Raw genomic sequence first — 23,669 nt, forward strand, 5'->3', positions numbered from 1 at the left:
GCCGCGTGGGGCGGTGCGGCGGCGGACGGTGCGGGCTCTTGCGTGGTCGTGCGGGCCCTCCATCATGCCGGACCGATCAAGAGCCCCCGCGCTCGGGCGAGTTGGCGAGGAGCCGGTGGAGCGTGTCGATCCGGTTGGTGGTGATCGAGTCGACGCCGCGCTCGATCAGCCGGCGCATCGTGCGCTTCGTGTCGGCCGTCCACGCGGAGACGAGCAGCCCGTCCCGGTGCGCCCGGTCCGTCAGTTCCCGGCTCACCAGGCCGAAGCGGTAGTTCAGCCAGCGCGGCTTCACCGCGGCCAGCAGCTCCGGGCGCGGCGGCGCCAGCGTGGTCCAGGTCAGGGCGATCTCGGCGGACGGGTCGGCGGCGCGCACCCGCAGCATCGCGTCCGCGCTCGCGCAGTAGTACGCCCGCTCGCCCGCCCCGCACTCCCGGACCGTCCCCACGATCTTCTTCACCGAGGCGTCCGTGGAGCCGGGCAGGTCCACCATCACCCGGTGCGCCCCGACGGCGAGCAGCGCCTCGCGGAGCGTGGGCACCCCGCCGCCGGTCAGCTCCTTCAGCTCCGCGTGGTCGATCCTCTCCAGCCGCCGGTCGTGGCCCCACAACCGCTCCAGCGTCGCGTCGTGCAGCAGGACGGGCACCCCGTCGCGGGTCACCCGTACGTCGATCTCGACCGCGTCCGCCCCCCGTTCGAGGGCGGAGCGGATCGAGGGCAGGGTGTTCTCGCGGGCGAGATACGGATCGCCGCGATGTCCCACGGCGGTGACGGAGTTGGCCATGGGGCCATTGTCGACGACCGGGTCAGCGGCCGGGGGTCCGGAGCCAGTTCGCTGTGTACGTGTCGATCTCCTCGGCCAGCTTCCGCTTGCCCGCCGGGTCGAGGAACGAGGCCTCCACGGCGTTCTTCGCGAGGTCCGCGATGCCGCGCTCGTCCAGCTCCAGCAGCCGGGCGGCCACCGCGTACTCGTTGTTGAGGTCGGTGCCGAACATCGGCGGGTCGTCGCTGTTGACGGTCACCAGCACCCCGGCCCGGACCATCTCGCGGATCGGGTGCTGCTCGATGTCGGTGACCGCGCGGGTGGCGATGTTCGACGTCGGGCAGACCTCCAGGGCGATACGGTGCTCGGCCAGGTGCTCCAGCAGCTTCGGGTCCCGCACGGAGCTGGTGCCGTGCCCGATGCGCTCGGCGCGCAGCGCGGTCAGCGCGTCCCAGATCGTCTGCGGTCCGGTGGTCTCCCCGGCGTGCGGCACCGAGTGCAGGCCCTCGGCGATGGCCCGGTCGAAGTAGGGCTTGAACTGCGGGCGGTCCACCCCGATCTCGGGCCCGCCGAGACCGAAGGAGACGAGCCCTTCGGGCCGCCGCTCCACCGCGAGCCGGGCGGTCTCCTCGGCCGCCTGGATCCCGGCCTCGCCCGGAATGTCGAAGCACCAGCGCAGGACGACGCCCAGCTCGGCCTCGGCCGCCTTGCGGGCGTCCTCTATGGCCTCCATGAACCCGACCTCGGGGATGTTCCGCTTGGTCGAGCTGTACGGGGTCACCGTCAGCTCGGCGTACCGGATGTTCTGCCGGGCCATGTCCCGCGCCACCTCGAAGGTGAGCAGCCGGACGTCCTCGGGGGTGCGGACCAGGTCCACCACCGACAGGTAGACGTCGATGAAGTGCGCGAAGTCGGTGAAGGTGAAGTAGTCGGCCAGCGCCTCCGGGTCCGTGGGGACCTTGGAGTCCGGGTGGCGGGCGGCCAGCTCCGCGACGATCCGGGGCGAGGCCGACCCGACATGGTGGACATGGAGCTCGGCCTTGGGCAGCCCGGCGATGAAGGGATGCGGATCGGTCATCGGAAATCTCCCGGTTCGGCGTGACGTCGGGCCGGGCGTACCGGCCGCACCGATCATCGTAGGCGGGGTCCGGGGCCGTCGGGCCTGGCCGTAGCATGACGGGACCACGATGGGGGAGGCCCATGTCAGACAACACAGAGCAGCCCGGGGGCGGGGCCGCGCCGCGCGATCCGTGGGCACCGCCGGACAGCGGCCGGGTGGAGCTGAACAAGCCGGGTGCGCAGACGCCGCCGCCCGCCGCGCACACGCCGCCCGCGGTCCACGACCAGCCGACCGTGACGTCGATGCCGGCCGCGGGGGACGGCACCGGGCCGATACCCCAGCCGCAGCCCGGCTTCGGGCCCGCGCCCGCGGACGTACCGCCGCCGCCGATCGGCCCGAACGGCCCCGGCCACGCGGCCCCGCCGCCCGCCGCAGGCCACTACGGCTACCCGGCCCCGCCCGCGCAGCCGTACGGCGGCTACCCGGGCTACGGCGCCTACGGCATGGGTCCGGCCGCCTGGGGCCCGGCGCCCAACAACGGTCTGGGCACCGCCGCGATGGTGATCGGCATCATCTCGGTGGTCGGCTTCTGCATGTACGGCGTCAACATCATCCTCGGCATCCTCGCGCTGATCTTCGGCATCATCGGCCTCGGCCGGGCCAAGCGCGGCGAGGCCACCAACCGGGGCATGGCGCTCGCCGGGGTCATCCTCGGCTCCGTCGGCATCGTCGTCGGCGCCGCGATCCTCGGCCTGATCATCTGGGCCGCCACGAACGCGGACAGCGACAGCGAATACGGCGACAGCTACGACGACCCGTTCGCCACGTCACTGGTCGTGGAGGACCGCCGCTAGCGGTCCTCGCGCCGAACGCTACGACGACCGGCCGGGCAGGGAGCGATCCCCGCCCGGCCGGTCGTCGTACAGGTGCGACCCCGGCTCACCCCGTCGCGCCCGCCCGGAGCCTCTCCCGGGCCTCCATCAGTGCGAAGCCCAGCAGATTCAGCCCCCGCCACTGCTGCGGCCGCTCCACCCGCTCGTCGTCCGCCGCGAGTCCGACGCCCCAGATCCGGTCCAGCGGCGACGCCTCCACCAGCACCCGGTCGCCGGTGGTCAGGAGATAGCCGCCCAGCTCCGGGTCCTGCCCGAACTTGTGCACGCTGCCCGCCACGACGAGGGCGAACCGCTCCCGTATCCACACGTCCTCGTCGAAGCCGCGCACGAGGCGCCCCGCCTTCTTCGCCGCCGCCGGGCTCTTAGCCGTCACCGCCGCCCGCTCCGCCTCCGGATCGTCGAAGAGCCGCGCCTTGCCCGCCATCATCCAGTGCTCGGCGCTCGCATACGTCACCCCGTCCACCGTGAACGGCGACGGCCACCACTGGCTCAGGCAACTCGCGCCCAGCCGCCCGTCGGGGCGCGGGCGGTGCCCCCAGAACGGCAGATACTTCACCCGCTTGCCCCGCGCCACGTCCGCCAGAAGCTCATCGATCGGTCCCATGCATGTGAGTGTGGCATCCGCCACTGACACTCCGTACGGGGATTTCCGCACCGACACGACACATGGTCGACAGATTCCGTCGCGTAACCAAAAGGCAACAACGGAATCACTTGTTGGGCTTGAACCCCTCTGTCAGGATCGGCACTCAATTCACGAAGAAGCTACGCCGACCCCGCCCAGCGGGTACAGCGGCGGAGGAGAGCGTCATGAGCAACGGCTTCCAGGTTCAGGACCGCTTCGCGGAAGGTGCGCAGTACATCGGCGGCAAGCTGCTCCCCGGCACATCCGGCCGCCACCACGAGGTGGTGAACCCCGCGACCGGCGGGAGCGTGCTCCGCTACGAGCTGGCGGGCGCCGACGACGTGGACGCGGCCGTCGCCGCCGCCCGCGCCGCCTTCCCCGGCTGGTCCGGCGCGACGCCCGGCGAACGCTCCGACGCGATGCACCGCTTCGCCGCCGTCCTCGCCGAGCAGGCCGACGACTTCGCGTACGCCGAATCCCTCCAGTGCGGTAAGCCGATCAAGCTCTCCACCGAGTTCGACGTCCCCGGCACCGTCGACAACACCGCCTTCTTCGCGGGCGCGGCCCGCCACCTGGAGGGCAAGGCCGCCGCCGAGTACGACGGCGACCACACCTCCTACGTACGCCGCGAGGCGATCGGCGTCGTCGGCTCCATCGCCCCCTGGAACTACCCGCTCCAGATGGCCGCCTGGAAGGTCCTCCCGGCCGTCGCCGCGGGCAACACCATCGTCCTCAAGCCCGCCGAGCTGACCCCGCTCACCTCGCTGATGTTCGCCCAGGCCGCCACCGAGGCGGGCATTCCCGACGGCGTGATCAACATCGTCACCGGCGCGGGCAAGGACGCGGGCGAGCACCTCGTCGGCCACCCCGACGTCGTGATGACCTCCTTCACCGGCTCCACCGCCGTCGGCAAGCGGGTCGCCGAGATCGCCACCGCCACCGTCAAACGCCTCCATCTGGAGCTCGGCGGCAAGGCCCCCTTCGTGGTCTTCGACGACGCCGACCTGGAGGCCGCCGTGCACGGCGCGGTCGCCGGCTCCCTCATCAACACCGGCCAGGACTGCACCGCCGCCACCCGCGCCTACGTCCAGCGCCCCCTCTACGACGCCTTCGTCCGGGACGTCGCCGCGCTCATGGAGACCGTCCGGCTCGGCGACCCCTTCGACGCGTCCACCGACCTCGGCCCGCTCATCAGCCACGCCCAGCGCGACCGCGTCGCCGCCTTCGTCGAGCGGGCCCGCGGCTACGCCCGCGTCGTCACCGGCGGCGAGGCCCCCGGCGGCGACCTCGCCGACGGCGCGTACTACCGGCCGACCCTCGTCGCGGACGCCGCCCAGGACAGCGAGATCGTCCAGTCGGAGATCTTCGGCCCGGTCCTGGTCGTCCTGCCCTTCGACACCGACGACGAGGGCATCGCGCTCGCCAACGACACCCCGTACGGACTGGCCGCCTCCGCCTGGACCCGCGACCTGTACCGCGCGAACCGCGCCACCCGCGAGATCCAGGCGGGCTGTGTGTGGGTGAACGACCACATCCCGATCCTCTCCGAGATGCCGCACGGCGGATACAAGGCCAGCGGCTTCGGCAAGGACATGTCGGCGTACTCCTTCGAGGAGTACACGCAGGTCAAGCACGTCATGTACGACAACACCGCGGTCGCCCGCAAGGACTGGCACCGCACGATCTTCGGGGACCGATAGCAGCTGCCGCACGAGCGGGGCCCGTCCACGACGGCGGTCCCCGGCGGCCTCCCACCCGAAAGGGCAAACGCGTATGGAGAGTTACGAGCCCGAGCGCCTCACGCCGGTCCAGCTGGCGGCCATGAGGCGATCCCTGACCAACGGCAGGGGCGCCCTCACCCGCCGCTCCCTGCTGCGCGCCTCCGGCATGGGCGCGCTCGCCGTCGGCGGCATAGCCACCCTCGGCGCCTGCGGCATCCCGCCCGCCGGACGCGCCGAGGGAGCAGCGGCCGCCGACGACCACTCGGCGAAGGAGAAGGTGCTGAACTTCTCCAACTGGACCGAGTACATGGACGTCAGCGAGGACGAGAAGAGCCGCCCCACCCTGGAGGCGTTCACCAAGCGCACCGGGATCAGGGTCAAGTACACCGAGGACATCAACGACAACGTCGAGTTCTTCGGCAAGATCAAGCCCCAGCTGGCGGCGGGGCAGGACACCGGGCGCGACCTCATCTGCGTCACCGACTGGCTCGCCGCCCGCATCATCCGGCTCGGCTGGGCGCAGAAGCTCGACCCGTCGAACCTTCCGCACGCCTTCGCCAATGTCTCCGCCCAGTTCCGCAGCCCTGACTGGGACCCCGGCCGCGCCTACTCCTATCCGTGGACCGGCATCCCGACCGTCATCGCGTACAACAAGAAGGCGACCGGCGGCCGCAAGGTCGACTCCGTCACCCAGCTGCTCGACGACCCGAAGCTCAAGGGCCGCGTCTCCTTCCTCTCCGAGATGCGCGACTCCGTCGGCATGACCCTGCTCGACCAGGGCAAGGACCCGGGGAAGTTCACCGACGCCGACTTCGACGGGGCGATCGGCCGCCTCCAGAAGGCCGTCGACAAGAAGCAGATCCGCCGCTTCACCGGCAACGACTACACCGCCGACCTCAGCAAGGGCGACATCGCCGCCTGCGTCGCCTGGGCCGGGGACATCATCCAGCTCCAGGCCGACAACCCGGACATCGAGTACGCCATCCCGGCCGCCGGATACATCACCTCCAGCGACAGCCTCCTGGTCCCCGCCCAGGCCCGGCACAAGACCAACGCCGAGAAGCTCATCGACTATTACTACGAGCCGCCGGTCGCCGCCCAGCTCGCCGCGTACATCAACTACGTGTGCCCGGTCGACGGCGTACGCGAGGAACTCGCCAGGATCGACGAGTCGATGGCCTCCAACACGCTGATCCTTCCCGACAAGGAGATGGCGGCGAAGTCCCGCTCCTTCCGCTCCCTGAGCACCGAGGAAGAGACCGCGTACGAAGAGAAGTTCGCCAAACTCATCGGCGCCTGACCCGGCACGCTCCCGCGCCCGGTCACCCCTCTTTTGAACTCCCTCCCCGAACACACTGGGACTGCGACCCATGACACAGCAGCAGCAGACCGCGGGCGGCGATGTCCGCCTCGCCGGGATCAGCAAGACCTACGGCTCCTTCACCGCCGTACACCCGCTCGACCTGACCGTGCCGCAGGGCTCCTTCTTCGCCCTGCTCGGCGCGTCCGGCTGCGGCAAGACCACCACCCTGCGGATGATCGCGGGCCTGGAGGAGGCCACCACCGGCACGGTCTTCCTCGGGAACAAGGACATCACCGACCTGCCCCCGTACAAGCGGCCGGTCAACACCGTCTTCCAGAGCTATGCGCTCTTCCCGCACCTGGACATCACCGAGAACGTCGCCTTCGGACTCCGGCGGCGCGGCATCAAGTCGGTGAAGAAGCAGGTCGACGACATGCTGGAACTGGTCCAGCTCGGCGACTTCGCCCGCCGCAAACCGCATCAGCTCTCCGGCGGCCAGCAGCAGCGCGTCGCCGTCGCCCGCGCCCTCATCAACCACCCGCAGGTCCTGCTGCTCGACGAACCGCTCGGCGCCCTCGACCTCAAGCTCCGCCGCCAGATGCAGCTGGAGCTCAAGCGGATCCAGACCGAGGTCGGCATCACCTTCGTGCACGTCACCCACGACCAGGAGGAGGCCATGACCATGGCCGACACCGTCGCGGTGATGAACGGCGGCCGCGTCGAGCAGCTCGGCGCGCCCGCCGACCTCTACGAGAACCCGCGCACCACCTTCGTCGCCAACTTCCTCGGCACCTCCAACCTCATCGAGGGCGAGGTCGTGTCCACGGGCGGCGATCTGGTGGTGGCCGCGGGCGGCGGAAAGCTCACCCTGCCCCGCGAGCGATGTTCGGCCCCCACCGACAACGGCGGACGGCTGCTCCTCGGCATCCGGCCCGAGAAGATATCCCTGGCCCACGCGGACGACGCCGACGCCATAGCCGCCGGCCGCAACCGCGTCACCGGCCGCATCACCGACTCCAGCTTCATCGGCGTCTCCACCCAGTACGTGGTCGAGAGCCCGGCCGGCAAGGCCCTCCAGGTGTACGAGCAGAACGTTGACAGGCGCGCGGGACTCCACGTCGGAGCCGAGGTGGTCCTGCACTGGAACCCGGCCCACACCTTCGGACTCGACGCCGCCCAGGACATCGACGCGGGCGCGACGAGCGTGGAGGACGCGGAGTGAGCCTCACCGAGGCGCCGCCCGCGCCGTCCCCCAACCCCGAGGAGCCCCGGGAGCTCAAGCTCCGCAAGCCCTCCACCCGTAAACGGCTGATCCCGTACTGGCTGCTGCTGCCCGGCATCCTCTGGCTGCTGGTCTTCTTCGCCCTGCCGCTCGTCTACCAGGCCTCCACCTCCGTACAGACCGGCTCGCTGGAGCAGGGCTTCGAGGTCACCTGGCACTTCCAGACGTATGTGGACGCACTGCGCGAGTACTACCCGCAGTTCATCCGGTCCCTGCTCTACGCGGGCACCGCCACGATCCTGTGTCTGCTGCTGGGCTACCCGCTCGCCTACCTCATCGCGTTCAAGGCGGGCCGCTGGCGCAACCTGGTGCTGGTGCTGGTCATCGCCCCGTTCTTCACCAGCTTCCTCATCCGTACGCTGGCGTGGAAGACGATCCTCGCCGACGGCGGCGCGGTCGTGGACGTGCTCAACACCCTGCACGTCCTGGACGTCACCAGCTGGCTCGGCTGGACCGAGTCCAACCGGGTCCTCGCCACCCCGATGGCCGTCGTCTGCGGCCTCACGTACAACTTCCTGCCGTTCATGATCCTGCCGCTCTACACCTCGCTGGAGCGGATCGACGGCCGGCTGCACGAGGCGGCGGGCGACCTCTACGCCACCCCCGCCACCACCTTCCGCAAGGTGACGTTCCCGCTCTCCATGCCCGGCGTCGTCTCCGGCACCCTGCTGACCTTCATCCCGGCCAGCGGCGACTACGTGAACGCGGAACTGCTGGGCTCCACCGACACCAAGATGGTCGGCAGCGTCATCCAGAGCCAGTTCCTGCGGGTCCTGGACTACCCGACGGCCGCCGCGCTCTCGTTCATCCTCATGGCGATCGTCCTGCTGATGGTCACCTTCTACATCCGCCGCTCCGGGACGGAGGACCTGGTCTGATGCCCGTACTGCGCTGGATACGCCGGAACCTGGTCGTCATCGCGGGTCTGCTGACCCTCGCGTACATGATCCTGCCGAACATCGTCGTGATGGTGTTCTCGTTCAACAAGCCCAACGGCCGCTTCAACTACGAGTGGCAGCGGTTCTCGCTGGACGCCTGGAAGGACCCGTGCGGCGTCGCCGACCTCTGCGGATCCCTCTCACTCTCCCTCCAGATCGCCTTCTGGGCGACGCTCGGAGCCACCGCGCTCGGCACGGCGGTCGCCTTCGCGCTGGTCCGCTACCGCTTCCGGGCGCGCGGCGCGATCAGCTCGCTGATCTTCCTCCCGATGGCGATGCCCGAGGTCGTCATGGCCGCGTCGCTGCTCACGCTCTTCCTGAACATGGGCGCCCAGCTCGGCTTCTGGACCGTGCTGATCGCGCACATCATGTTCTGCCTCAGCTTCGTGGTGACGGCCGTCAAGGCGCGCGTCATGTCGATGGACCCGAGACTGGAGGAAGCCGCCCGCGATCTGTACGCCGGACCCGTGCAGACCTTCGTACGGGTCACCCTTCCGATCGCCGCACCGGGAATCGCGGCGGGAGCACTGCTCGCCTTCGCGCTCTCGTTCGACGATTTCATCATCACGAATTTCAACGCGGGCTCCACCGTCACGTTCCCCATGTTCGTCTGGGGTTCGGCACAGCGCGGCACGCCCGTGCAGATCAATGTCATCGGCACCGCCATGTTCATCATTGCGGTACTGATGGTTCTCGTCGGCCAGCTCATCGCGAACCGGCGAAAGAGCACCGCTCGAACCTGAAAGTCCTGAAGGAGTTGGAAACCATGGCCCCAGCTGCCATGCGTACTGCCGCACAATCGATCGCCGGCGCCAGGCCGGTCTCCTACTGGCTCGACGACCCGGCCAAACCCGACGCGCTTCCCGCCCTCACCGGCGACGAGCACACCGACCTGCTGGTCATCGGCGGCGGCTACAGCGGCCTGTGGACCGCGCTCATCGCCAAGGAGCGCGACCCGGACCGTGACGTCGTCCTCATCGAGGGGCACGAGGTGGGCTGGGCCGCCTCGGGCCGCAACGGCGGCTTCTGCGCCGCCTCCCTCACCCACGGCCTGGCCAACGGTGTGGAGCGCTGGCCCGACGAGATCGCGAAGCTGGAGGAGCTGGGGGAGCGGAACCTCGACGCCATCGAGGCCGCCGTCGCCCGCTACAAGATCGACTGCGAGTTCGAGCGGACCGGCGAGATCGATGTCGCCACCGAGCCCCACCAGCTCGAAGAGCTGCGGGAATGGCACGAGGAGATCGTGAAGCTCGGCATCACGGGCGTGGATTTCCTGGACCGCGACGCCCTGCGCGCCGAGGTCGACTCGCCCACCTTCCTCGGTGGCCTCTGGGACCGGCGCGGCGTCGCGATGCTGCACCCGGCGAAGCTCGCCTGGGGGCTGAAGCGGGCCTGCCTGGAGCTCGGCGTACGGATCCACGAGCACACCCGCGGCCTCGACCTCGTCCGCTCGGGGGAGGGGATGGCCGTCCGCACCCCGTACGGCCGGATCTTCGCCCGTCGCGTCGCGCTCGGCACCAACATCTTCCCGTCGCTGGTCAAGCGGGTCCGGCCGTACACCGTGCCGGTCTACGACTACGCGCTGATGACCGAGCCGCTCAGCCCCGAGCAGCTGGAATCCATCGGCTGGAAGGGCCGCCAGGGGCTCGGCGACAGCGCCAACCAATTCCATTACTTCCGGCTTTCCGCGGACAACCGGATCCTGTGGGGCGGATACGACGCGATCTATCCGTACGGGGGCCGGCTCAGCGCCGATCTCGATCAGCGCCCGGAGACGTTCCTGAAACTCGCGGAACAGTTCTTCACCTGTTTCCCGCAGCTTTCCGGACTGAATTTCTCGCACGCCTGGGGCGGTGCGATCGACACCTGTTCCCGCTTCACCGCTTTCTTCGGAACGGCGCACCAGGGGCGGGTCGCGTACGCCGCCGGATTCACCGGACTCGGCGTCGGATCCACCCGCTTCGGCGCCGATGTGATGCTCGACCTCCTCTCCGGCGAGGAGACCGAGCGGACCCGGCTGGAGATGGTCCGCTCCAAGCCGATGCCCTTCCCGCCGGAGCCCTTCGCCTGGGCCGGTATCGAGATCACCAAGCGGTCCCTGGCCCGCGCCGACAGCAACGGCGGGCGCCGCAACCTGTGGCTGAAGACCATGGACAAGCTGGGCCTCGGTTTCGACAGCTGACCCAGGTCACCAGGGCTGTGACCCAGTTCACTACCAACTAGTAGCCTCAACCCGCGTCATAGTCGGCGCCCACCGCTCTCTCGCCTGTGTACGCACCGCAGAACCCTGCCGGTGCTCACGTCAACGGGAGGCTGGTCATGACTGGCTCGGAAACGAAGGCCGCGGTCGAGTGGCTCACAGCGGTGGCACCGGACCCGGCCGCCTGCCGGTGGGAGTGGGAGCGCAATCCCCAGGGGATCGCGCTCCTTCCCGCCGGCAAGCGCTGGGACGTCCTGATCCTTCCGGGAGATCTCGGCTATCCGACGCTCGACGTCCTCACCCGGCTGATCGACCGACCGGGCCCCGTCCTCGCCGACTTCGGCGAGTCCCGCATGGGCTTCTTCGTCCCGCCGGGCACCGTCTCCCGCTGGATCGGCACCGGGATCAGGGGCTGCGGCCAGGGCACCTGGATCGTCGTCCCGTATCCGGGGCGGGCCACCGGGGGAGTGCGCTGGCTGGTTCCGCCGGACGGCTCGGGGACCCTCACCGACGCCGGAATCCTCGAACTCGCGATGCACGAGGCGGCGGGCGCGGCCGCCCGGGACGCCCGGCAGGAGCGGCCGGAGAGCTGAGCCGGCCGCCAGAGGTCTTGACAACCTGATTGGTCTGGACCATGTTGTGCGCACGCCACACCCCGAATTTCCCCCTGCGCGGAGGCTGTTGTGGAACGCACCGGACCAACCGTCAGATTTTCCGGACTTCTGGCCGTCTGCTCGGCCACCCTGCTGGCGGCCGCCACCCTGGTGGCCTCCGCCCCGGCCGTGAGCGCCGCCGACGCGGATCTGGTGCGCAACGGCGGCTTCGAGGCGGGCCTGGACGGCTGGAACTGCGCCAACCAGAGCGGGGCGGCCGTCACCGCGCCCAAGCGCACCGGTGACCACGCGCTCAAGGCGACCCCGGCCGGCAGCGACCACGCCAAGTGTTCCCAGACCATCGCGGTCAAGCCCAACTCCACGTACACACTGGGCGCCTGGGTGCAGGGCAGTCACGTCTACCTCGGCGCGTCCGGAACCGGCACCACCGACGTCTCCACCTGGACCCAGTCGCCCGACGCGTGGAAGCAGCTCACCACCACCTTCACCACCGGCCCCTCCACCACCTCCGTGAGCGTCTACACCCACGGCTGGTACGGCACCCCCGCCCACTACGTCGACGACCTCACCCTCATCGGCCCCGGCGGCGAGCCCGTCGTGATCCCGGCCGTCCCCGCGGGTCTGAAGACCACCGCGATCACCTCGTCGTCCGTGGCGCTCTCCTGGAACGCCGTATCGGGTGCGAGCGGCTACCACGTCTACCGCGGCGGTACGAAGGTGGCCACGGCCACCGGCCCCTCCGCCACCGTGACGGGCCTGACGCCCTCCACCGCGTACAGCTTCCAGGTCTCCGCCACCAACGCGGCCGGGGAGTCCGCGAAGTCGGCGGCGATCACGGCGACCACCACGGCGGGCGGAGGAGGGGGCGGCGACACCAAGCTCCCGGCCCGCGCGCTCGTCGGCTATCTGCACTCCAGCTTCGCCAACGGCTCCGGCTACACGCGGATGGCGGACGTGCCCGACTCCTGGGACGTCATCAACCTCGCCTTCGGCGAGCCCACCTCCGTCACCTCCGGCGACATCCGCTTCTCGCTCTGCCCGGTCGCCGAGTGCCCGAACGTCGAGTCCGAGGCGGAGTTCAAGGCCGCGATCAAGGCCAAGCAGGCGGCGGGCAAGAAGGTGCTGATCTCCATCGGCGGCCAGAACGGACAGGTGCAGCTCGGCACCACCGCCGCCCGGGACGCCTTCGTCACCTCGGTCTCGAAGATCATCGACACCTACGGTCTCGACGGCCTCGACATCGACTTCGAGGGCCACTCGCTCTCCCTGAACACGGGAGACACCGACTTCCGCAGCCCCACCTCACCGGTGATCGTCAACCTGATCTCCGCGGTGAAGTCGCTCAAGGCGAAGTACGGCTCCGACTTCGTCCTCACGATGGCGCCCGAGACCTTCTTCGTGCAGCTCGGCTACCAGTTCTACGGCTCCGGCCCCTGGGGCGGCCAGGACCCGCGCGCCGGCGCCTATCTGCCGGTCATCCACGCACTGCGCGACGATCTGACCCTGCTGCACGTCCAGGACTACAACTCGGGCCCGATCATGGGCCTGGACAACCAGTACCACTCGATGGGCGGCGCGGACTTCCACATCGCGATGACCGACATGCTGCTCGCGGGCTTCCCGGTCGCGGGCGACACGAGTCGGGTCTTCCCGGGCCTGCGCCCCGACCAGGTCGCCATCGGCCTCCCGGCCTCCACCCAGGCGGGCAACGGCCACACCTCACCGGCCGAGGTCAACAAGGCGCTCGACTGCCTGATCAAGAAGACCTCCTGCGGCTCCTACCAGACCCACGGCACCTGGTCCGACCTGCGCGGCCTGATGACCTGGTCGATCAACTGGGACCGCTTCAACAACTGGGAGTTCAGCCGGAACTTCGACGGCTACTTCGGAAACTGACCCACCACAGGGGCGCCAGCACCAACGGCCCCAGGCACCAACTGGCCAGCACGTCCAGCGGCCAGTGGTAGCCGTGCAGCACCAGACCGATGCCCGTCGCCGTGGTCAACAGGATCGCGGCGACGGGCATCATCCACGTCCGGGGCCAGGACGCCGCCCGCAGCCACGCCGGGCGCGGCAGTGCCAGCAGCACCAGGGCCGAGGCCCCGTACGCCACGGCGGCCGTCGCCGTATGGCCGGACGGGTAGTAGTTGACCGCCTCGGTCAGCGGGCCCTGCCGGGCGGTGGCCACCTTCAGCGGGATCACCAGCGCGGGCACCGCCGCCATGGTGAGGGCCGCGTACACGGCGAGCCGCAGCGCACGACGCCACAGCGCGTACGCGATCACGACGGTCAGCACGGGAAGCGCCACCGCCATCCCGCCGAGATCGGAGAGCACCTGCGTCAGCCCGGCCGGGCCCCGCCCGAAGAGCTTCGGGCCCACCCGCTCGTCCAGCCGCAGCAGCGGACCCTCGACGACGACCTGCCAGGTGATCAGCGCGAAGAGGACCGCGAGCAGACCCAGGAGGCCGGAGACGTATCCGGAAACGAGGGGGGCCGGCCACCCGGGAACAGGGGGGGTTGTTCCGGGATGGCCGGCGAGATCGGTTCGCCGCGCGCCCCGGGGGGTGTGGGGCGGGCGGCCGTCCGATCGGTGAGGAGTCCCGGAGCCGGAGGCTCCGGTGTGCGCGAACGCACGCCCCGGACGGCGCTGGGGAAGCCCCGGCCCGGAGTCGGCCGCGGTTTCCCGGGGCCGAGGTGTTTCTCTCATCTGCAGAAACCGTACGGCAGCGGAAGAGCGGCCGACAGTCGCCACCGCCTCCCGCCATCGCCCCCGCACACGTTCTTCACAGGCCCTCACCCGGATGCCGGACGGAAGCGGCGAAAGGCCGCTCCGCCCGCCTTCCGGTTCGACCGGACCTTCGACGGATCAGAGCCGGCCGAAAGCCTGCTCGATCAGGTCGAGGCCCTCGTTCAGCAGGTCCTCGCCGATCACCAGCGGCGGCAGGAAACGCAGGACGTTGCCGTACGTGCCACAGGTGAGGACGAGCAGCCCCTCGGCGTGGCAGGCCTTCGCGAGCGCGCCCGCCGCCTCCGGGTTCGGGTCCGTCGTGCCGGACTTCACCAGCTCGATCGCGATCATCGCGCCGCGGCCGCGGATGTCGCCGATGATGTCGCCGTTCGGGAGCTTCGCCCGCATCTCGGCGAGGCGGCCCTTCATGACCTCCTCGATCCGCTTGGCCTTCCCGTTCAGGTCCAGCTCGCGCATCGTCTCGATGGCCCCGAGCGCACCGGCGCAGGCCACCGGGTTCCCGCCGTACGTACCGCCCAGACCGCCCGCGTGCGCGGCGTCCATGATCTCGGCGCGGCCGGTCACGGCGGACAGCGGCAGACCGCCCGCGATGCCCTTGGCGGTGGTGATCAGGTCCGGGACGATGCCCTCGTCCTCGCAGGCGAACCACTGGCCGGTGCGGCAGAAGCCGGACTGGATCTCGTCCGCGACGAACACGATGCCGTTGTCCTTGGCGAACTGCGCGATCGCGGGGAGGAAGCCCTTGGCGGGCTCGATGAAGCCGCCCTCGCCGAGCACCGGCTCGATGACGATCGCGGCGACGTTGTCCGCGCCGATCTGCTTGGTGATCGCGTCGATGGCCTGCGCGGACGCCTCGGCCCCGGCGTTCTCGGCACCGGTCGGCCAGCGGTAGCCGTAGGCGACCGGGACACGGTAGACCTCGGGCGCGAACGGGCCGAAGCCCTGCTTGTACGGCATGTTCTTCGCCGTCATGCCCATGGTGAGGTTGGTGCGGCCGTGGTAGCCGTGGTCGAAGACGACGACGGCGGTGCGCTTGGTGTAGGCGCGGGCGATCTTCACCGCGTTCTCGACGGCCTCGGCGCCCGAGTTGAACAGCGCGGACTTCTTCGCGTGGTCGCCCGGCGTCAGCTCGGCGAGCTGCTCGCAGACCTCGACGTACCCCTCGTACGGCGTGACCATGAAACAGGTGTGGGTGAAGTCCGCGAGCTGCGCGGAGGCCCGGCGTACGACGGCCTCGGCGGACGCGCCGACGGAGGTCACGGCGATCCCGGACCCGAAGTCGATCAGCCGGTTGCCGTCCACGTCCTCGATGATCCCGCCGCCCGCACGGGCGGTGAACACCGGCAGGGTGGAGCCCACACCTGCGGCGACGGCTGCGACCCGGCGAGCCTGCAGCAGAGCCGATTTCGGGCCGGGGATGGCAGTGACGACGCGGCGCTCCTGCGGGATTGCGGTCATGAGGGGCTCCTGGGGGATGTTTCGGACGCTCTTGTCCTCGCAGGCTAGGGGTGGGGGAGGGGTGCGGGCATGCTCCGATCGGGAGTGGTGGGGGTGTGTCCTTGTCCTTGGCGGACAGATGGCGGGATGAGGTGGTCCGGGAACCGGGAATGACCATGAAGCGCTGAATCCGGGTACTAGATTGAGCGACTGCACCGAGATACCGCCTTGGCACGTCAGGGGAGCAGTGGCAATGGGCACCGAGGGCACGTACGACCCGCAGCGTGAGCAGGGCGGGCAGGGTGCGGACGATGCCGGCGCGCGATGGCTCGGCCACTCCCACGACAGCGATGCCGCCGTCCGAGTGCCCCGTCCCACCCCGCCGCCGCCTCCCATGCCTCCGCTCCCGCCCCGGTCGCCCGCCGCGGTCTTCGACGTGCGGCACTGGCTGCGGGCCCATCGCGCGGACCCGGAGCCGGGCCTCTGGCGGTACGAGTACCGGCCGAAGCCGGCCGGAGGCCCCGGCGAGGTGCCCACCCGCGCCCTGGTCGTGGGCGCGCTCATCTCGATCGCCTGCGGGATCTTCGCGTGGGCCGTCTGGAGCACCGACTACATCGCGGTGCAGCGCCTGCCCCTGAGGCTGTTCACCCCCTCCGACTGGTGGCGCGGTGAACCCGGACAGTCCGCGCGCACGGCCAGCGCCGTCTACAACAGCCTCTTCGCCGCCGTCCTGATCTACTTCTGCGGCCGGCTCGGCAACTGGCCGGCGCTGTACCGCAGGCTCGTGCTGGACCGGCCGCAGCCGGGCCGGACGCTGGCCGGGATGGCGACCGGACTTCTGGCGGTGTGGATCGTCCTCGGGACGAACCTGCTCCCCTTCTTCTACGCGATCGTCCACCTGCTGATCCCGATGTCCGCGCTCCGCGGAGACCCGGAGACCGCCGCCGCGCTGGGGATCGCCGTCAACGTTCTCGTCGCGGGCGTCGTGCTGTGGCCGTTCGCCCGGACCGGCGGGTGGCTGCAGGCCTTCCGCAAGTCCGGCCCCGCCGCCGTGGTCGCCCCCGAAGCGGAACCCGAGACCGGGGAAGACCCCGCCGGGTGGCCGCGGCTGCGGGCGGCGGGGCAGCCCGGAGCCGCCGACCGGCTGGCCGCCGAGGCCGCGGGCAACCGGTTGAGCGACGTCGACTGCGCGAGGGTCGACCATGCGTGGTCGCGGGTGGAGGCGGGCGCCCTTTCCCCCGGGGCTTTCGTCGACGGAGTGATGAAGCAGGGGGCGGCGGCCTGCCTGCATCCTTCCGGCGACCGCGACCTCCCGGTCCGCGCGGCCACCCACGATCTGCTGACCGCTCAGGTCAAGGTGGGCGTCTACGCGGAACACCCGCGCAACCCTTCCGCCCGGCGAGGTGCGGGAGCGGCTCTCGACCCTTCCGTCCTCGGCACCTCGCTCCTGGCCGTCGGCCCTCACGGCGCCGACCGGACCCGACGCCTGGTGCGGCCGGTGGTGGAGTCCCTGTCCCTCCAGGCGCTGGCCGGGCGGGCGGCCGTGGTCGTCGTCTCGGCCGAGGGCGTGGAGCTGGGACCCGAGGACTCCTACGACGTCGTGGTGAAGATCGGCGATGCCGACTCGGTGTACGACCTCGATCTGTACGGCGGGATCACCGACCCGGACGAAGCCGCGATGCTCCTGTCGGAGGCCTTCACCGGTGATCTGCCGGACGTGGACAGCCGCCGGGCCGCCATCACACTGGGCCAGCTGATCGGCCCCTTCAACGCCGCCCACGGCCGCTTTCCGTCGCTCCCGGAGCTCCGGGAGATCCTCGACGGCGGCCGTCGGGCGCTGGACCTGCTCCGCGGTGAGCTCCATGCGGAGGAACACCGGTCCTATCTGCGGGAAGTCGACGCGCGCGAGCGTCAGCTGGGTACCTCCGCGGACCTCAGCGGGGTGCTCGCCGACCGGATCGCCTTTCTCGACCGGCCCGCCTTCAGCGCGTTCTTCGACACCCGGGGCCGGTCACGGCCCTTCTCGCTGCGCGCCCTGGAGCACCCGGTCCGCGTCCGGATCGTGCTGCCGGAGCGAAGCCACCCCGAGGCTTCGCGCATTCTCACCCGGCTGGTCTTCGCGCAGTTCGTCTCCAGCGTCGGTGCGCGTCGCGACGCGTCGCTCTTCGCGGCGCTCGTGCTCGACGACGCCGCGAGCGCGATGACCACCGATGCGGTCCGGGCGGTGCAGCGCCTGCGACAGCTGAACGCCGGAGCCGTCCTGGCCGTGCGATCCCTGGACGATGTGGGCCCGCATCTGCACGCCGCGCTGCTCGGGGCGGTCGGCTGTCTGATGACGTTCCCCGGCATCACGACCTGGGAAGGCAAGCGCTTCGCCGAAGCCTGGGGCAAGGAATGGGTCGAGACCCGCGAGGTCGCCCAGCACACCGTCTTCGCCGACCAGCCGTTCACCCGTGCCCTGCACGCCCTGCGCAAGCTCGTCACCGGCAAGGCCGTGACCACGGACGCGGTGACCGTACGGCAGGTCGAGCGGGAGCGCTGGTCGGCCTCGGAGCTGGCGTACTCCGTGCCGGCCGGGCACGCGGTCCTCTCCCTCACGACCGTCCAGGGCGAACACGCACCCCCCCTCCTCGTTCACCTCGACGGCTGAGACGACCGAAACGGCTACCCGGAAGTAACGCGACGGCCGACGGAGAGCGGTTACCGGCACCCTGCCAGCCTGGCAGAATCGGAGGCAGCCGTTCATACGGGACGGCGCAATGCGGACCGTCGTCGCGGCCGGGGATCCGGTCGTCCGTACGGCGGCACCCGCGACCTCGTCCCCGACCTGAGGGTTCCCCGCCCATGCCCCCCACGCTCGCCTCGCTCGTCCAGCACTCGGCGCTCAAGCTCACCGTGCGGGCGGGCGCGGACCGGCTCGACACGCCTGTGCGCTGGGCCCACGCCAGCGAGCTCGCCGACCCCGTCCCGTACATGGACGGCGGCGAACTCCTCCTGGTGACCGCCACCAACCTCGACGCCGAGAACGCCGAGACCATGCGGCGGTATGTGCGGCGGCTGGCCGGAGCAGGGGTCGCCGGGGTCGGATTCGGGGTCGGGGTGAACTACGAGGACATCCCGCAAGCGCTCGTCGAAGCCGCCGAGGAAGCGGGCCTGCCGCTCCTCGAAGTGCCCCGCCGCACCCCGTTCCTCGCCATCAGCAAGGCCGTCTCCGCCGCCATCGCCGCCGACCAGTACCGCGCGGTCACCGCCGGCTTCGAGGCCCAGCGCGAGCTGACCAGGGCCGCGCTCGCCGGGGACGGGCCCGCCGATCTCCTCGCCCGGCTCGCCGCCCACATCGACGGCTGGGCCGCCCTGTACGACACCTCCGGTGCGGTCCTCGCCGCCGCCCCCGACTGGGCCGCCCGCCGCGCCGCCCGCCTCACCCCCGACGTCGAACGCCTCCGGGACCGCCCCGCCCCCGCCAGCATCGTCGTCGCCGACAGCGAGGACCGGGTCGAGCTCCAGTCGCTGGGCACCGGCCGCCGGGCCCGCGGCGCGCTCGCCGTCGGCACCGGAGCCGCACTCGGCACCGCCGAGCGGTACGCCGTGCACTCCGCCGTCGCCCTGCTCACCCTCACCACCGCCCGCTCCCGCTCCCTCCAGGGCGCCGAACAGCGCCTGGGCGCCGCCGTCCTGCGGATGCTCCTCGCCGGACAACCCGACCACGCGCGGGCCGTCGCCGGAGACCTCTACGGCGATCTGCTCGACGCCCCGTTCCGGCTGCTCATCGCCGAGGCCGCCGCGCCCGCCGGGCCCGAACTGCTCACCGAGACGATGGAGGCCGCCGCCGCCCGTACCGGCGAGGCGCTCCTCCTGGTCCCCGAGGGCGAGCGCGTCGTCGTGCTCGCCGCGGACGGCGGCTCCGCCGTCGCCGCCTGCGCCTCCTACGCCGAGGCCCAGGACGACCGCGCCCCGCGCGAGGGCGGCGCCGAGGACAGCGACGTCGTGGTGGGGCTCTCCGCCCCCTCCGGTCCGATCGCCGTCTCCGCCGCGTACAAGCAGGCGGAGCAGGCCCTCTCCGTCGCCCGCCGCCGGGGCAGGGCGCTGGTCGAGCACGAGGAGCTGGCCGCCGGATCCGTCCTGCCGCTGCTCGCCGACGACGCGGTACGGGCCTTCGCCGACGGCATGCTCCGTGCGCTGTACGAGCACGACGCCAAGGGCCGCGGCGACCTCGTGGCCTCCCTCCGCGCCTGGCTCTCCCGCCACGGCCAGTGGGACGCCGCCGCCGCCGACCTGGGCGTGCACCGGCACACCCTGCGCTACCGGATGCGCCGGGTGGAGGAGATCCTCGGCCGCTCGCTGGACGACCCGGACGTCCGCATGGAGCTGTGGCTCGCCCTCAAGACGACGGCGGCGACCACGACCGCCGAGGACTGAGCGGCCGGCCCGAACCGTATTGCAACGATCGGTCCAAAACCCTAGAGTGCTGCCATGGCCCGACCGAGGCAGTTCGACGAGGAACGGGCCCTGGACGCCGCGATGCGCGCATTCTGGGAGTACGGCTACGAGGCCACCTCCACCCAGGACCTGTGCGCCGCCACGGGGCTGGGGCGCAGCAGCATCTACAACACCTTCAGCAGCAAGCGCGAGCTGTTCTCGCGCTCGCTCGCGCGCTATCTGGACACCATGGCCGACGCCCAGGACGCCGTACTGGAGGACGCCGCGCGTCCGCCCGTCGAGCGGATCCGGGCCCTGTTCGACAAGATCGTGGCCGACGAGTTCGAGAACCGCCCCGGCGGCCGCAGCCTCGGCTGCCTGGGCGTCAACAGCACGGTGGAGCTCGCGGCCCGCGATCCCGAGGCCGCCCGGCTCCTGGACCGCGACGCCGCCCGCCGGCTGCGGACCCTGTCCGCCGTCATCGCCGCCGGGCAGCGCGACGGCTCCATCGCCGCCGCGCGCGGCCCCGACGCCCTCGCCCGCTATGTCAACGCCGTCATCGGCGGCATGCGCGTCACCGCCCAGGGCGGAGCCGGCCGCGCTGCCGTCCAGGCCGTCGCCGACACGGCCATGGACGCCCTGACCCGCTGACCCCCGCCCCGCCCGCCTGTCCGCCTGTCTGCATGTGACAGCGGGTCGGCCCATGCCCAGGTTTTGAACCGATCCATCCAAAACAATGCCCGCACACCGTGCGCATCCACAGGGGGAACTCCGTGCCTCGTGCCGTCCACGTACTGGCCTTCGGCATCTTCGCCATGGTCACCAGCGAATTCGTCGTCGCCGGGCTGATGCCGCAGATGGCCGAAGGCCTCGGCGTCACCGTCCCGCAGATCGGCTACCTGATCACCGTCTTCGCCCTCTCCATGGCGCTCGGCGGCCCGCTGCTCTCCATCGCCCTGCTGCGGCTCCCGCCGAAGACCGCGCTCATGGTCCTCTTCCCGCTCTTCCTGGCCGGCAACGTGCTGGCCGCCACCGCGTCCGGCTACCCGGCGATGGTGGTCGCGCGGATCATCACCGGGGTCGTGTCCCAGGCCTTCTTCGGCGTCGCGATCTCGCTCGGCTCCCAGCTCACCCGCCCCGAGATACGCGGCCGGGCCGTGGCGGTCATCCTCAACGGGCTGATGCTCGGCACCCTGCTGGGGCTGCCGCTGGCCACCCTGACCGGCGAACGGTACGGCTGGCGGGCCGCGTTCTGGGCCATCTCCGCGCTGACGGTCGCCGCCGCCCTGTGCACCGCGCTCGGCGTACGCCGGACGGGCCGGCCGGAGGGCAGCGGCACCTTCCGCTCCGAGCTGACCGCCTTCCGCGCACCCCGGCTCTGGCTCACCCTGCTCACCAGCACGATGGTCATCGGCGCGACCTTCTCCGCCTTCAGCTACCTCAACCCGATCCTCACCCGGGTCACCGGATTCTCCTCGGGCACGGTCCCGCTGCTGCTCCTGGCGTACGGCGCCGCCACCGTCATCGGCAACACCGTCGTCGGCAGGTTCGCGGACCGCCACACCCTCCCCGTCCTGCTCCTCGGCCTCTCCCTGAACGCGGTGTTCCTCGCCGGATTCGCCCTGCTGGCCCGGTTCGAGGCCTGGGCGGTGCTCTGCATGCTGGGCATCGGCCTCGTCGGGGTCACCATGAACCCGGCCCTGGTCACGCGGGTGCAGCGGACCGGCAACGCCCGCCCGCTCGTCAACACCGTGCACAGCTCCTTCATCACCCTGGGCGTGGTCCTCGGCTCCGCCCTGGGCGGCCTGGGCCTCGACCGCTTCGGCCTGCGGGCCCCGCTCTGGCTCGGCGCGGGCCTCGCGGTGACCGGCCTGCTCACCCTCGTACCGGATCTGCTGCGGCGTACGGAGAAGCCGGGCGTGGCCGGACCGGGCGGCCCCTCCGCCAATTCGGAGCACCCGGCCCCCGCTCCGCTCCATGCCGGACAAACGCCCTGAGCGCCTGTCCGCCCTACCGTGGAACCACAGAGGGGAGCCTTCCGGGCGCCCACGACGAGACACACCCCCACCTCCTCACGACCTCCGAAGGGCCGGAACCTCCATGACTTCGCCCCACGCCTTCTGGGTGGCCGGCCGCCGGGCCACCGGTGCCGACAGCTTCGACGTCACCAACCCGTACGACGGACGCCTCGTCGGCACCGTCAGCGTGCCGACCGACGCCCAGGTCGAGGAGGCCGTCGCCGCCGCCCACGCCGTACGCGACGAGTTCGCCGCCACCCCGGCGCATGTCCGGGCCGCGGCCCTCGACCACGTCGTACGGCGGCTGACGGAGCGCACCGAGGAGATCGCCCAGCTGATCTCGGCGGAGAACGGCAAGCCGATCAAGTGGGCGCGCGGCGAGGTCGGCCGGGCCGTGTCCGTGTTCCGGTTCGCCGCCGAGGAGGCCCGCCGCTTCAACGGCGGCGAGGCGCAGCGGCTCGACACCGACCTCGGCGGCACCGGCCGTCTGGGTCTGGTCCGCCGCTTCCCGCGCGGGGCGGTCCTGGGCATCGCCCCCTTCAACTTTCCCCTCAACCTCAGCGCCCACAAGGTCGCCCCGGCCATCGCCGTCGGCGCCCCGATCATCCTGAAGCCGGCCCCCGCCACCCCGATCTCCTCCCTGATCCTGGGCGAGCTGCTGGCCGAGACCGACCTCCCGGCCGGCTCCTGGTCCGTCCTGACGGTCCCGAACGACAAGATGCCCGCCCTGGTCCAGGACGAGCGGCTGCCGGTCATCTCCTTCACCGGCTCGGGCCCGGTCGGCTACTCGATCATGGAGTCGGTGCCCCGCAAGCACTGCACCCTGGAGCTCGGCGGCAACGGCGCGGCGGTCGTCCTCGGCGACTACGCCTCGGACGAGGACCTGGACTGGGCGGCGACCCGGATCGCGACCTTCTCCAACTACCAGGGCGGCCAGTCCTGCATCTCGGTGCAGCGCGTCATCGCCGACGCCTCGGTCTACGACCGGCTCGTCCCGAAGATCGTCGCCGCCGTCGAGGCCCTGGTCACCGGTGACCCGGCCGACGCCACCACCGACGTCGGCCCGCTCGTCAGCGAGGACGCCGCCAAGCGCGTCGAGTCCTGGGTCGACGAGGCCGTCCAGGGCGGCGCGGAACTCCTCACCGGCGGCAAGCGCGACGGCGCCACCTACGCCCCGACGGTCCTGGCCGGCCTCCCCGACGACGTGAAGCTCTCCTGCGAAGAGGTCTTCGGCCCGGTCATGTCGCTCCAGAAGGTCGACGGCGAGGCGGAGGCGTTCGCCGCCGTCAACTCCTCCAAGTACGGCCTCCAGGCAGGCGTCTTCACCCACGACCTCCAGACCGCCTTCCGGGCCCACCGCGCCCTGGAGGTCGGCGGCGTGATCATCGGCGACGTCCCCTCGTACCGCGCCGACCAGATGCCGTACGGCGGCGCCAAGCAGTCCGGCGTCGGCCGCGAGGGCGTCCGCTACGCCATGGACGACTACACCTACGAGCGCGTCCTGGTCCTCACGGGCCTCGCCCTGTAACACCCCCGGACGACCCCCGCCCGCGCCCCCGCCTGGACAGCGGGTGCGGGCGGGGGCGCGCGAAGGAACGGCCTGAGCCCACTGTGCGGGGGCTCAGGCCGTTCCTGTCTCTTCCGGGGTCC

The 23,669-nt window shown here is 71.2% G+C and carries 19 protein-coding genes; 14 read left to right on the top strand and 5 right to left on the bottom strand.

Annotated elements, in window-relative coordinates:
- Positions 1–76: 76 nt before the first annotated feature.
- The gene (locus tag ACSMXR_RS27870; protein ID WP_137234452.1) at positions 77–781 is read right to left on the bottom strand and encodes a glycerophosphodiester phosphodiesterase; all 705 of its coding nucleotides are present in this window, start codon (positions 779–781) and stop codon (positions 77–79) included.
- A 22-nt stretch (positions 782–803) separates the two neighbouring features.
- Positions 804–1,838: an adenosine deaminase gene (locus ACSMXR_RS27875; RefSeq protein ID WP_473170152.1), complete on the bottom strand. Its 1,035-nt coding sequence runs from the start codon at positions 1,836–1,838 to the stop codon at positions 804–806.
- Positions 1,839–1,960: 122 nt separating this feature from the next.
- Here ACSMXR_RS27875 and ACSMXR_RS27880 point away from each other — a divergent pair, with 122 nt between their 5' ends.
- Positions 1,961–2,674 carry a DUF4190 domain-containing protein gene (locus ACSMXR_RS27880; RefSeq protein WP_137234450.1) on the top strand — a complete coding sequence of 238 codons (714 nt, stop codon included), beginning with the start codon at positions 1,961–1,963 and terminating at the stop codon, positions 2,672–2,674.
- Positions 2,675–2,759: 85 nt separating this feature from the next.
- Here the strand turns inward: ACSMXR_RS27880 and ACSMXR_RS27885 are convergent, their stop codons facing one another.
- Positions 2,760–3,317, bottom strand: coding sequence for an NADAR family protein (locus ACSMXR_RS27885; protein WP_473170153.1), 558 nt, complete (start codon positions 3,315–3,317; stop codon positions 2,760–2,762).
- Positions 3,318–3,523: 206 nt separating this feature from the next.
- Between ACSMXR_RS27885 and ACSMXR_RS27890 the strand changes: the two genes are divergently transcribed.
- The 8 genes from ACSMXR_RS27890 to ACSMXR_RS27925 all read left to right on the top strand — a co-directional run bounded on the left by ACSMXR_RS27890 (position 3,524) and on the right by ACSMXR_RS27925 (position 13,292).
- Entirely contained in the window at positions 3,524–5,038 is a 1,515-nt protein-coding gene (locus tag ACSMXR_RS27890) for a gamma-aminobutyraldehyde dehydrogenase (RefSeq protein WP_473170154.1), read from the top strand.
- Between the two features lie 73 nt (positions 5,039–5,111).
- Positions 5,112–6,359 carry an ABC transporter substrate-binding protein gene (locus ACSMXR_RS27895; RefSeq protein WP_137234447.1) on the top strand — a complete coding sequence of 416 codons (1,248 nt, stop codon included), beginning with the start codon at positions 5,112–5,114 and terminating at the stop codon, positions 6,357–6,359.
- Between the two features lie 70 nt (positions 6,360–6,429).
- Complete coding sequence (locus tag ACSMXR_RS27900) at positions 6,430–7,584, top strand: ABC transporter ATP-binding protein (RefSeq protein ID WP_218524569.1); 1,155 nt, start codon at positions 6,430–6,432, stop codon at positions 7,582–7,584.
- A complete protein-coding gene (locus ACSMXR_RS27905; RefSeq protein ID WP_137234445.1) occupies positions 7,581–8,522 on the top strand; it encodes an ABC transporter permease in 942 nt (313 codons plus the stop codon). Before ACSMXR_RS27900 ends, ACSMXR_RS27905 begins: the two co-directional genes overlap by 4 nt.
- Positions 8,522–9,325, top strand: coding sequence for an ABC transporter permease (locus tag ACSMXR_RS27910; protein ID WP_030085192.1), 804 nt, complete (start codon positions 8,522–8,524; stop codon positions 9,323–9,325). The genes ACSMXR_RS27905 and ACSMXR_RS27910 overlap by 1 nt, the downstream gene beginning before the upstream one ends.
- A gap of 23 nt (positions 9,326–9,348) precedes the next feature.
- Complete coding sequence (locus ACSMXR_RS27915; RefSeq protein ID WP_473170155.1) at positions 9,349–10,764, top strand: NAD(P)/FAD-dependent oxidoreductase; 1,416 nt, start codon at positions 9,349–9,351, stop codon at positions 10,762–10,764.
- Positions 10,765–10,901: 137 nt separating this feature from the next.
- Entirely contained in the window at positions 10,902–11,375 is a 474-nt protein-coding gene (locus tag ACSMXR_RS27920) for a bifunctional DNA primase/polymerase (protein WP_137234443.1), read from the top strand.
- 90 nt (positions 11,376–11,465) lie between these two features.
- Positions 11,466–13,292, top strand: a complete 1,827-nt coding sequence (locus ACSMXR_RS27925; protein ID WP_473170156.1) for a chitinase — start codon at positions 11,466–11,468, stop codon at positions 13,290–13,292.
- Here ACSMXR_RS27925 and ACSMXR_RS27930 read toward each other — a convergent pair.
- A complete protein-coding gene (locus ACSMXR_RS27930; protein WP_473170157.1) occupies positions 13,258–14,103 on the bottom strand; it encodes a phosphatase PAP2 family protein in 846 nt (281 codons plus the stop codon). The genes ACSMXR_RS27925 and ACSMXR_RS27930 overlap by 35 nt on opposite strands.
- Positions 14,104–14,262: 159 nt before the next feature.
- The gene (gabT, locus tag ACSMXR_RS27935) at positions 14,263–15,603 is read right to left on the bottom strand and encodes a 4-aminobutyrate--2-oxoglutarate transaminase (RefSeq protein ID WP_137234440.1); all 1,341 of its coding nucleotides are present in this window, start codon (positions 15,601–15,603) and stop codon (positions 14,263–14,265) included.
- A gap of 232 nt (positions 15,604–15,835) precedes the next feature.
- On the opposite strand from gabT, the gene ACSMXR_RS27940 reads away from it, so the two are divergent.
- From ACSMXR_RS27940 to ACSMXR_RS27960, 5 genes are all read left to right on the top strand, one after another.
- Positions 15,836–18,232 (top strand): ATP/GTP-binding protein, encoded by a 2,397-nt coding sequence (locus ACSMXR_RS27940; RefSeq protein ID WP_473170158.1) that lies wholly within the window; start codon positions 15,836–15,838, stop codon positions 18,230–18,232.
- Positions 18,233–18,426: 194 nt separating this feature from the next.
- Positions 18,427–20,001 (top strand): PucR family transcriptional regulator, encoded by a 1,575-nt coding sequence (locus ACSMXR_RS27945; RefSeq protein ID WP_473170159.1) that lies wholly within the window; start codon positions 18,427–18,429, stop codon positions 19,999–20,001.
- 54 nt (positions 20,002–20,055) lie between these two features.
- Entirely contained in the window at positions 20,056–20,652 is a 597-nt protein-coding gene (locus tag ACSMXR_RS27950; RefSeq protein ID WP_473170160.1) for a TetR/AcrR family transcriptional regulator, read from the top strand.
- A 122-nt stretch (positions 20,653–20,774) separates the two neighbouring features.
- Positions 20,775–21,998 carry an MFS transporter gene (locus tag ACSMXR_RS27955; protein WP_473170161.1) on the top strand — a complete coding sequence of 408 codons (1,224 nt, stop codon included), beginning with the start codon at positions 20,775–20,777 and terminating at the stop codon, positions 21,996–21,998.
- A gap of 103 nt (positions 21,999–22,101) precedes the next feature.
- A complete protein-coding gene (locus tag ACSMXR_RS27960; protein ID WP_218524563.1) occupies positions 22,102–23,547 on the top strand; it encodes an aldehyde dehydrogenase family protein in 1,446 nt (481 codons plus the stop codon).
- Positions 23,548–23,669 lie beyond the last annotated feature (122 nt).

The sequence above is a fragment of the Streptomyces sp. DSM 106670 genome, from assembly GCF_055792845.1.

Bases quoted from the DNA above. Each gene is read 5' to 3' on its own strand.
- ACSMXR_RS27875 (WP_473170152.1), bottom strand. From the start codon at position 1,838: ATGACCGATCCGCATCCCTTCATCGCCGGGCTGCCCAAGGCCGAGCTC.
- ACSMXR_RS27895 (WP_137234447.1), top strand. From the start codon at position 5,112: ATGGAGAGTTACGAGCCCGAGCGCCTCACGCCGGTCCAGCTGGCGGCC.
- ACSMXR_RS27880 (WP_137234450.1), top strand. From the start codon at position 1,961: ATGTCAGACAACACAGAGCAGCCCGGGGGCGGGGCCGCGCCGCGCGAT.
- ACSMXR_RS27870 (WP_137234452.1), bottom strand. From the start codon at position 781: ATGGCCAACTCCGTCACCGCCGTGGGACATCGCGGCGATCCGTATCTC.
- ACSMXR_RS27890 (WP_473170154.1), top strand. From the start codon at position 3,524: ATGAGCAACGGCTTCCAGGTTCAGGACCGCTTCGCGGAAGGTGCGCAG.
- ACSMXR_RS27885 (WP_473170153.1), bottom strand. From the start codon at position 3,317: ATGGGACCGATCGATGAGCTTCTGGCGGACGTGGCGCGGGGCAAGCGG.
- ACSMXR_RS27900 (WP_218524569.1), top strand. From the start codon at position 6,430: ATGACACAGCAGCAGCAGACCGCGGGCGGCGATGTCCGCCTCGCCGGG.
- ACSMXR_RS27950 (WP_473170160.1), top strand. From the start codon at position 20,056: ATGGCCCGACCGAGGCAGTTCGACGAGGAACGGGCCCTGGACGCCGCG.
- ACSMXR_RS27910 (WP_030085192.1), top strand. From the start codon at position 8,522: ATGCCCGTACTGCGCTGGATACGCCGGAACCTGGTCGTCATCGCGGGT.
- ACSMXR_RS27920 (WP_137234443.1), top strand. From the start codon at position 10,902: ATGACTGGCTCGGAAACGAAGGCCGCGGTCGAGTGGCTCACAGCGGTG.
- ACSMXR_RS27930 (WP_473170157.1), bottom strand. From the start codon at position 14,103: ATGAGAGAAACACCTCGGCCCCGGGAAACCGCGGCCGACTCCGGGCCG.
- ACSMXR_RS27960 (WP_218524563.1), top strand. From the start codon at position 22,102: ATGACTTCGCCCCACGCCTTCTGGGTGGCCGGCCGCCGGGCCACCGGT.
- ACSMXR_RS27945 (WP_473170159.1), top strand. From the start codon at position 18,427: ATGCCCCCCACGCTCGCCTCGCTCGTCCAGCACTCGGCGCTCAAGCTC.
- ACSMXR_RS27915 (WP_473170155.1), top strand. From the start codon at position 9,349: ATGGCCCCAGCTGCCATGCGTACTGCCGCACAATCGATCGCCGGCGCC.
- gabT (WP_137234440.1), bottom strand. From the start codon at position 15,603: ATGACCGCAATCCCGCAGGAGCGCCGCGTCGTCACTGCCATCCCCGGC.
- ACSMXR_RS27940 (WP_473170158.1), top strand. From the start codon at position 15,836: ATGGGCACCGAGGGCACGTACGACCCGCAGCGTGAGCAGGGCGGGCAG.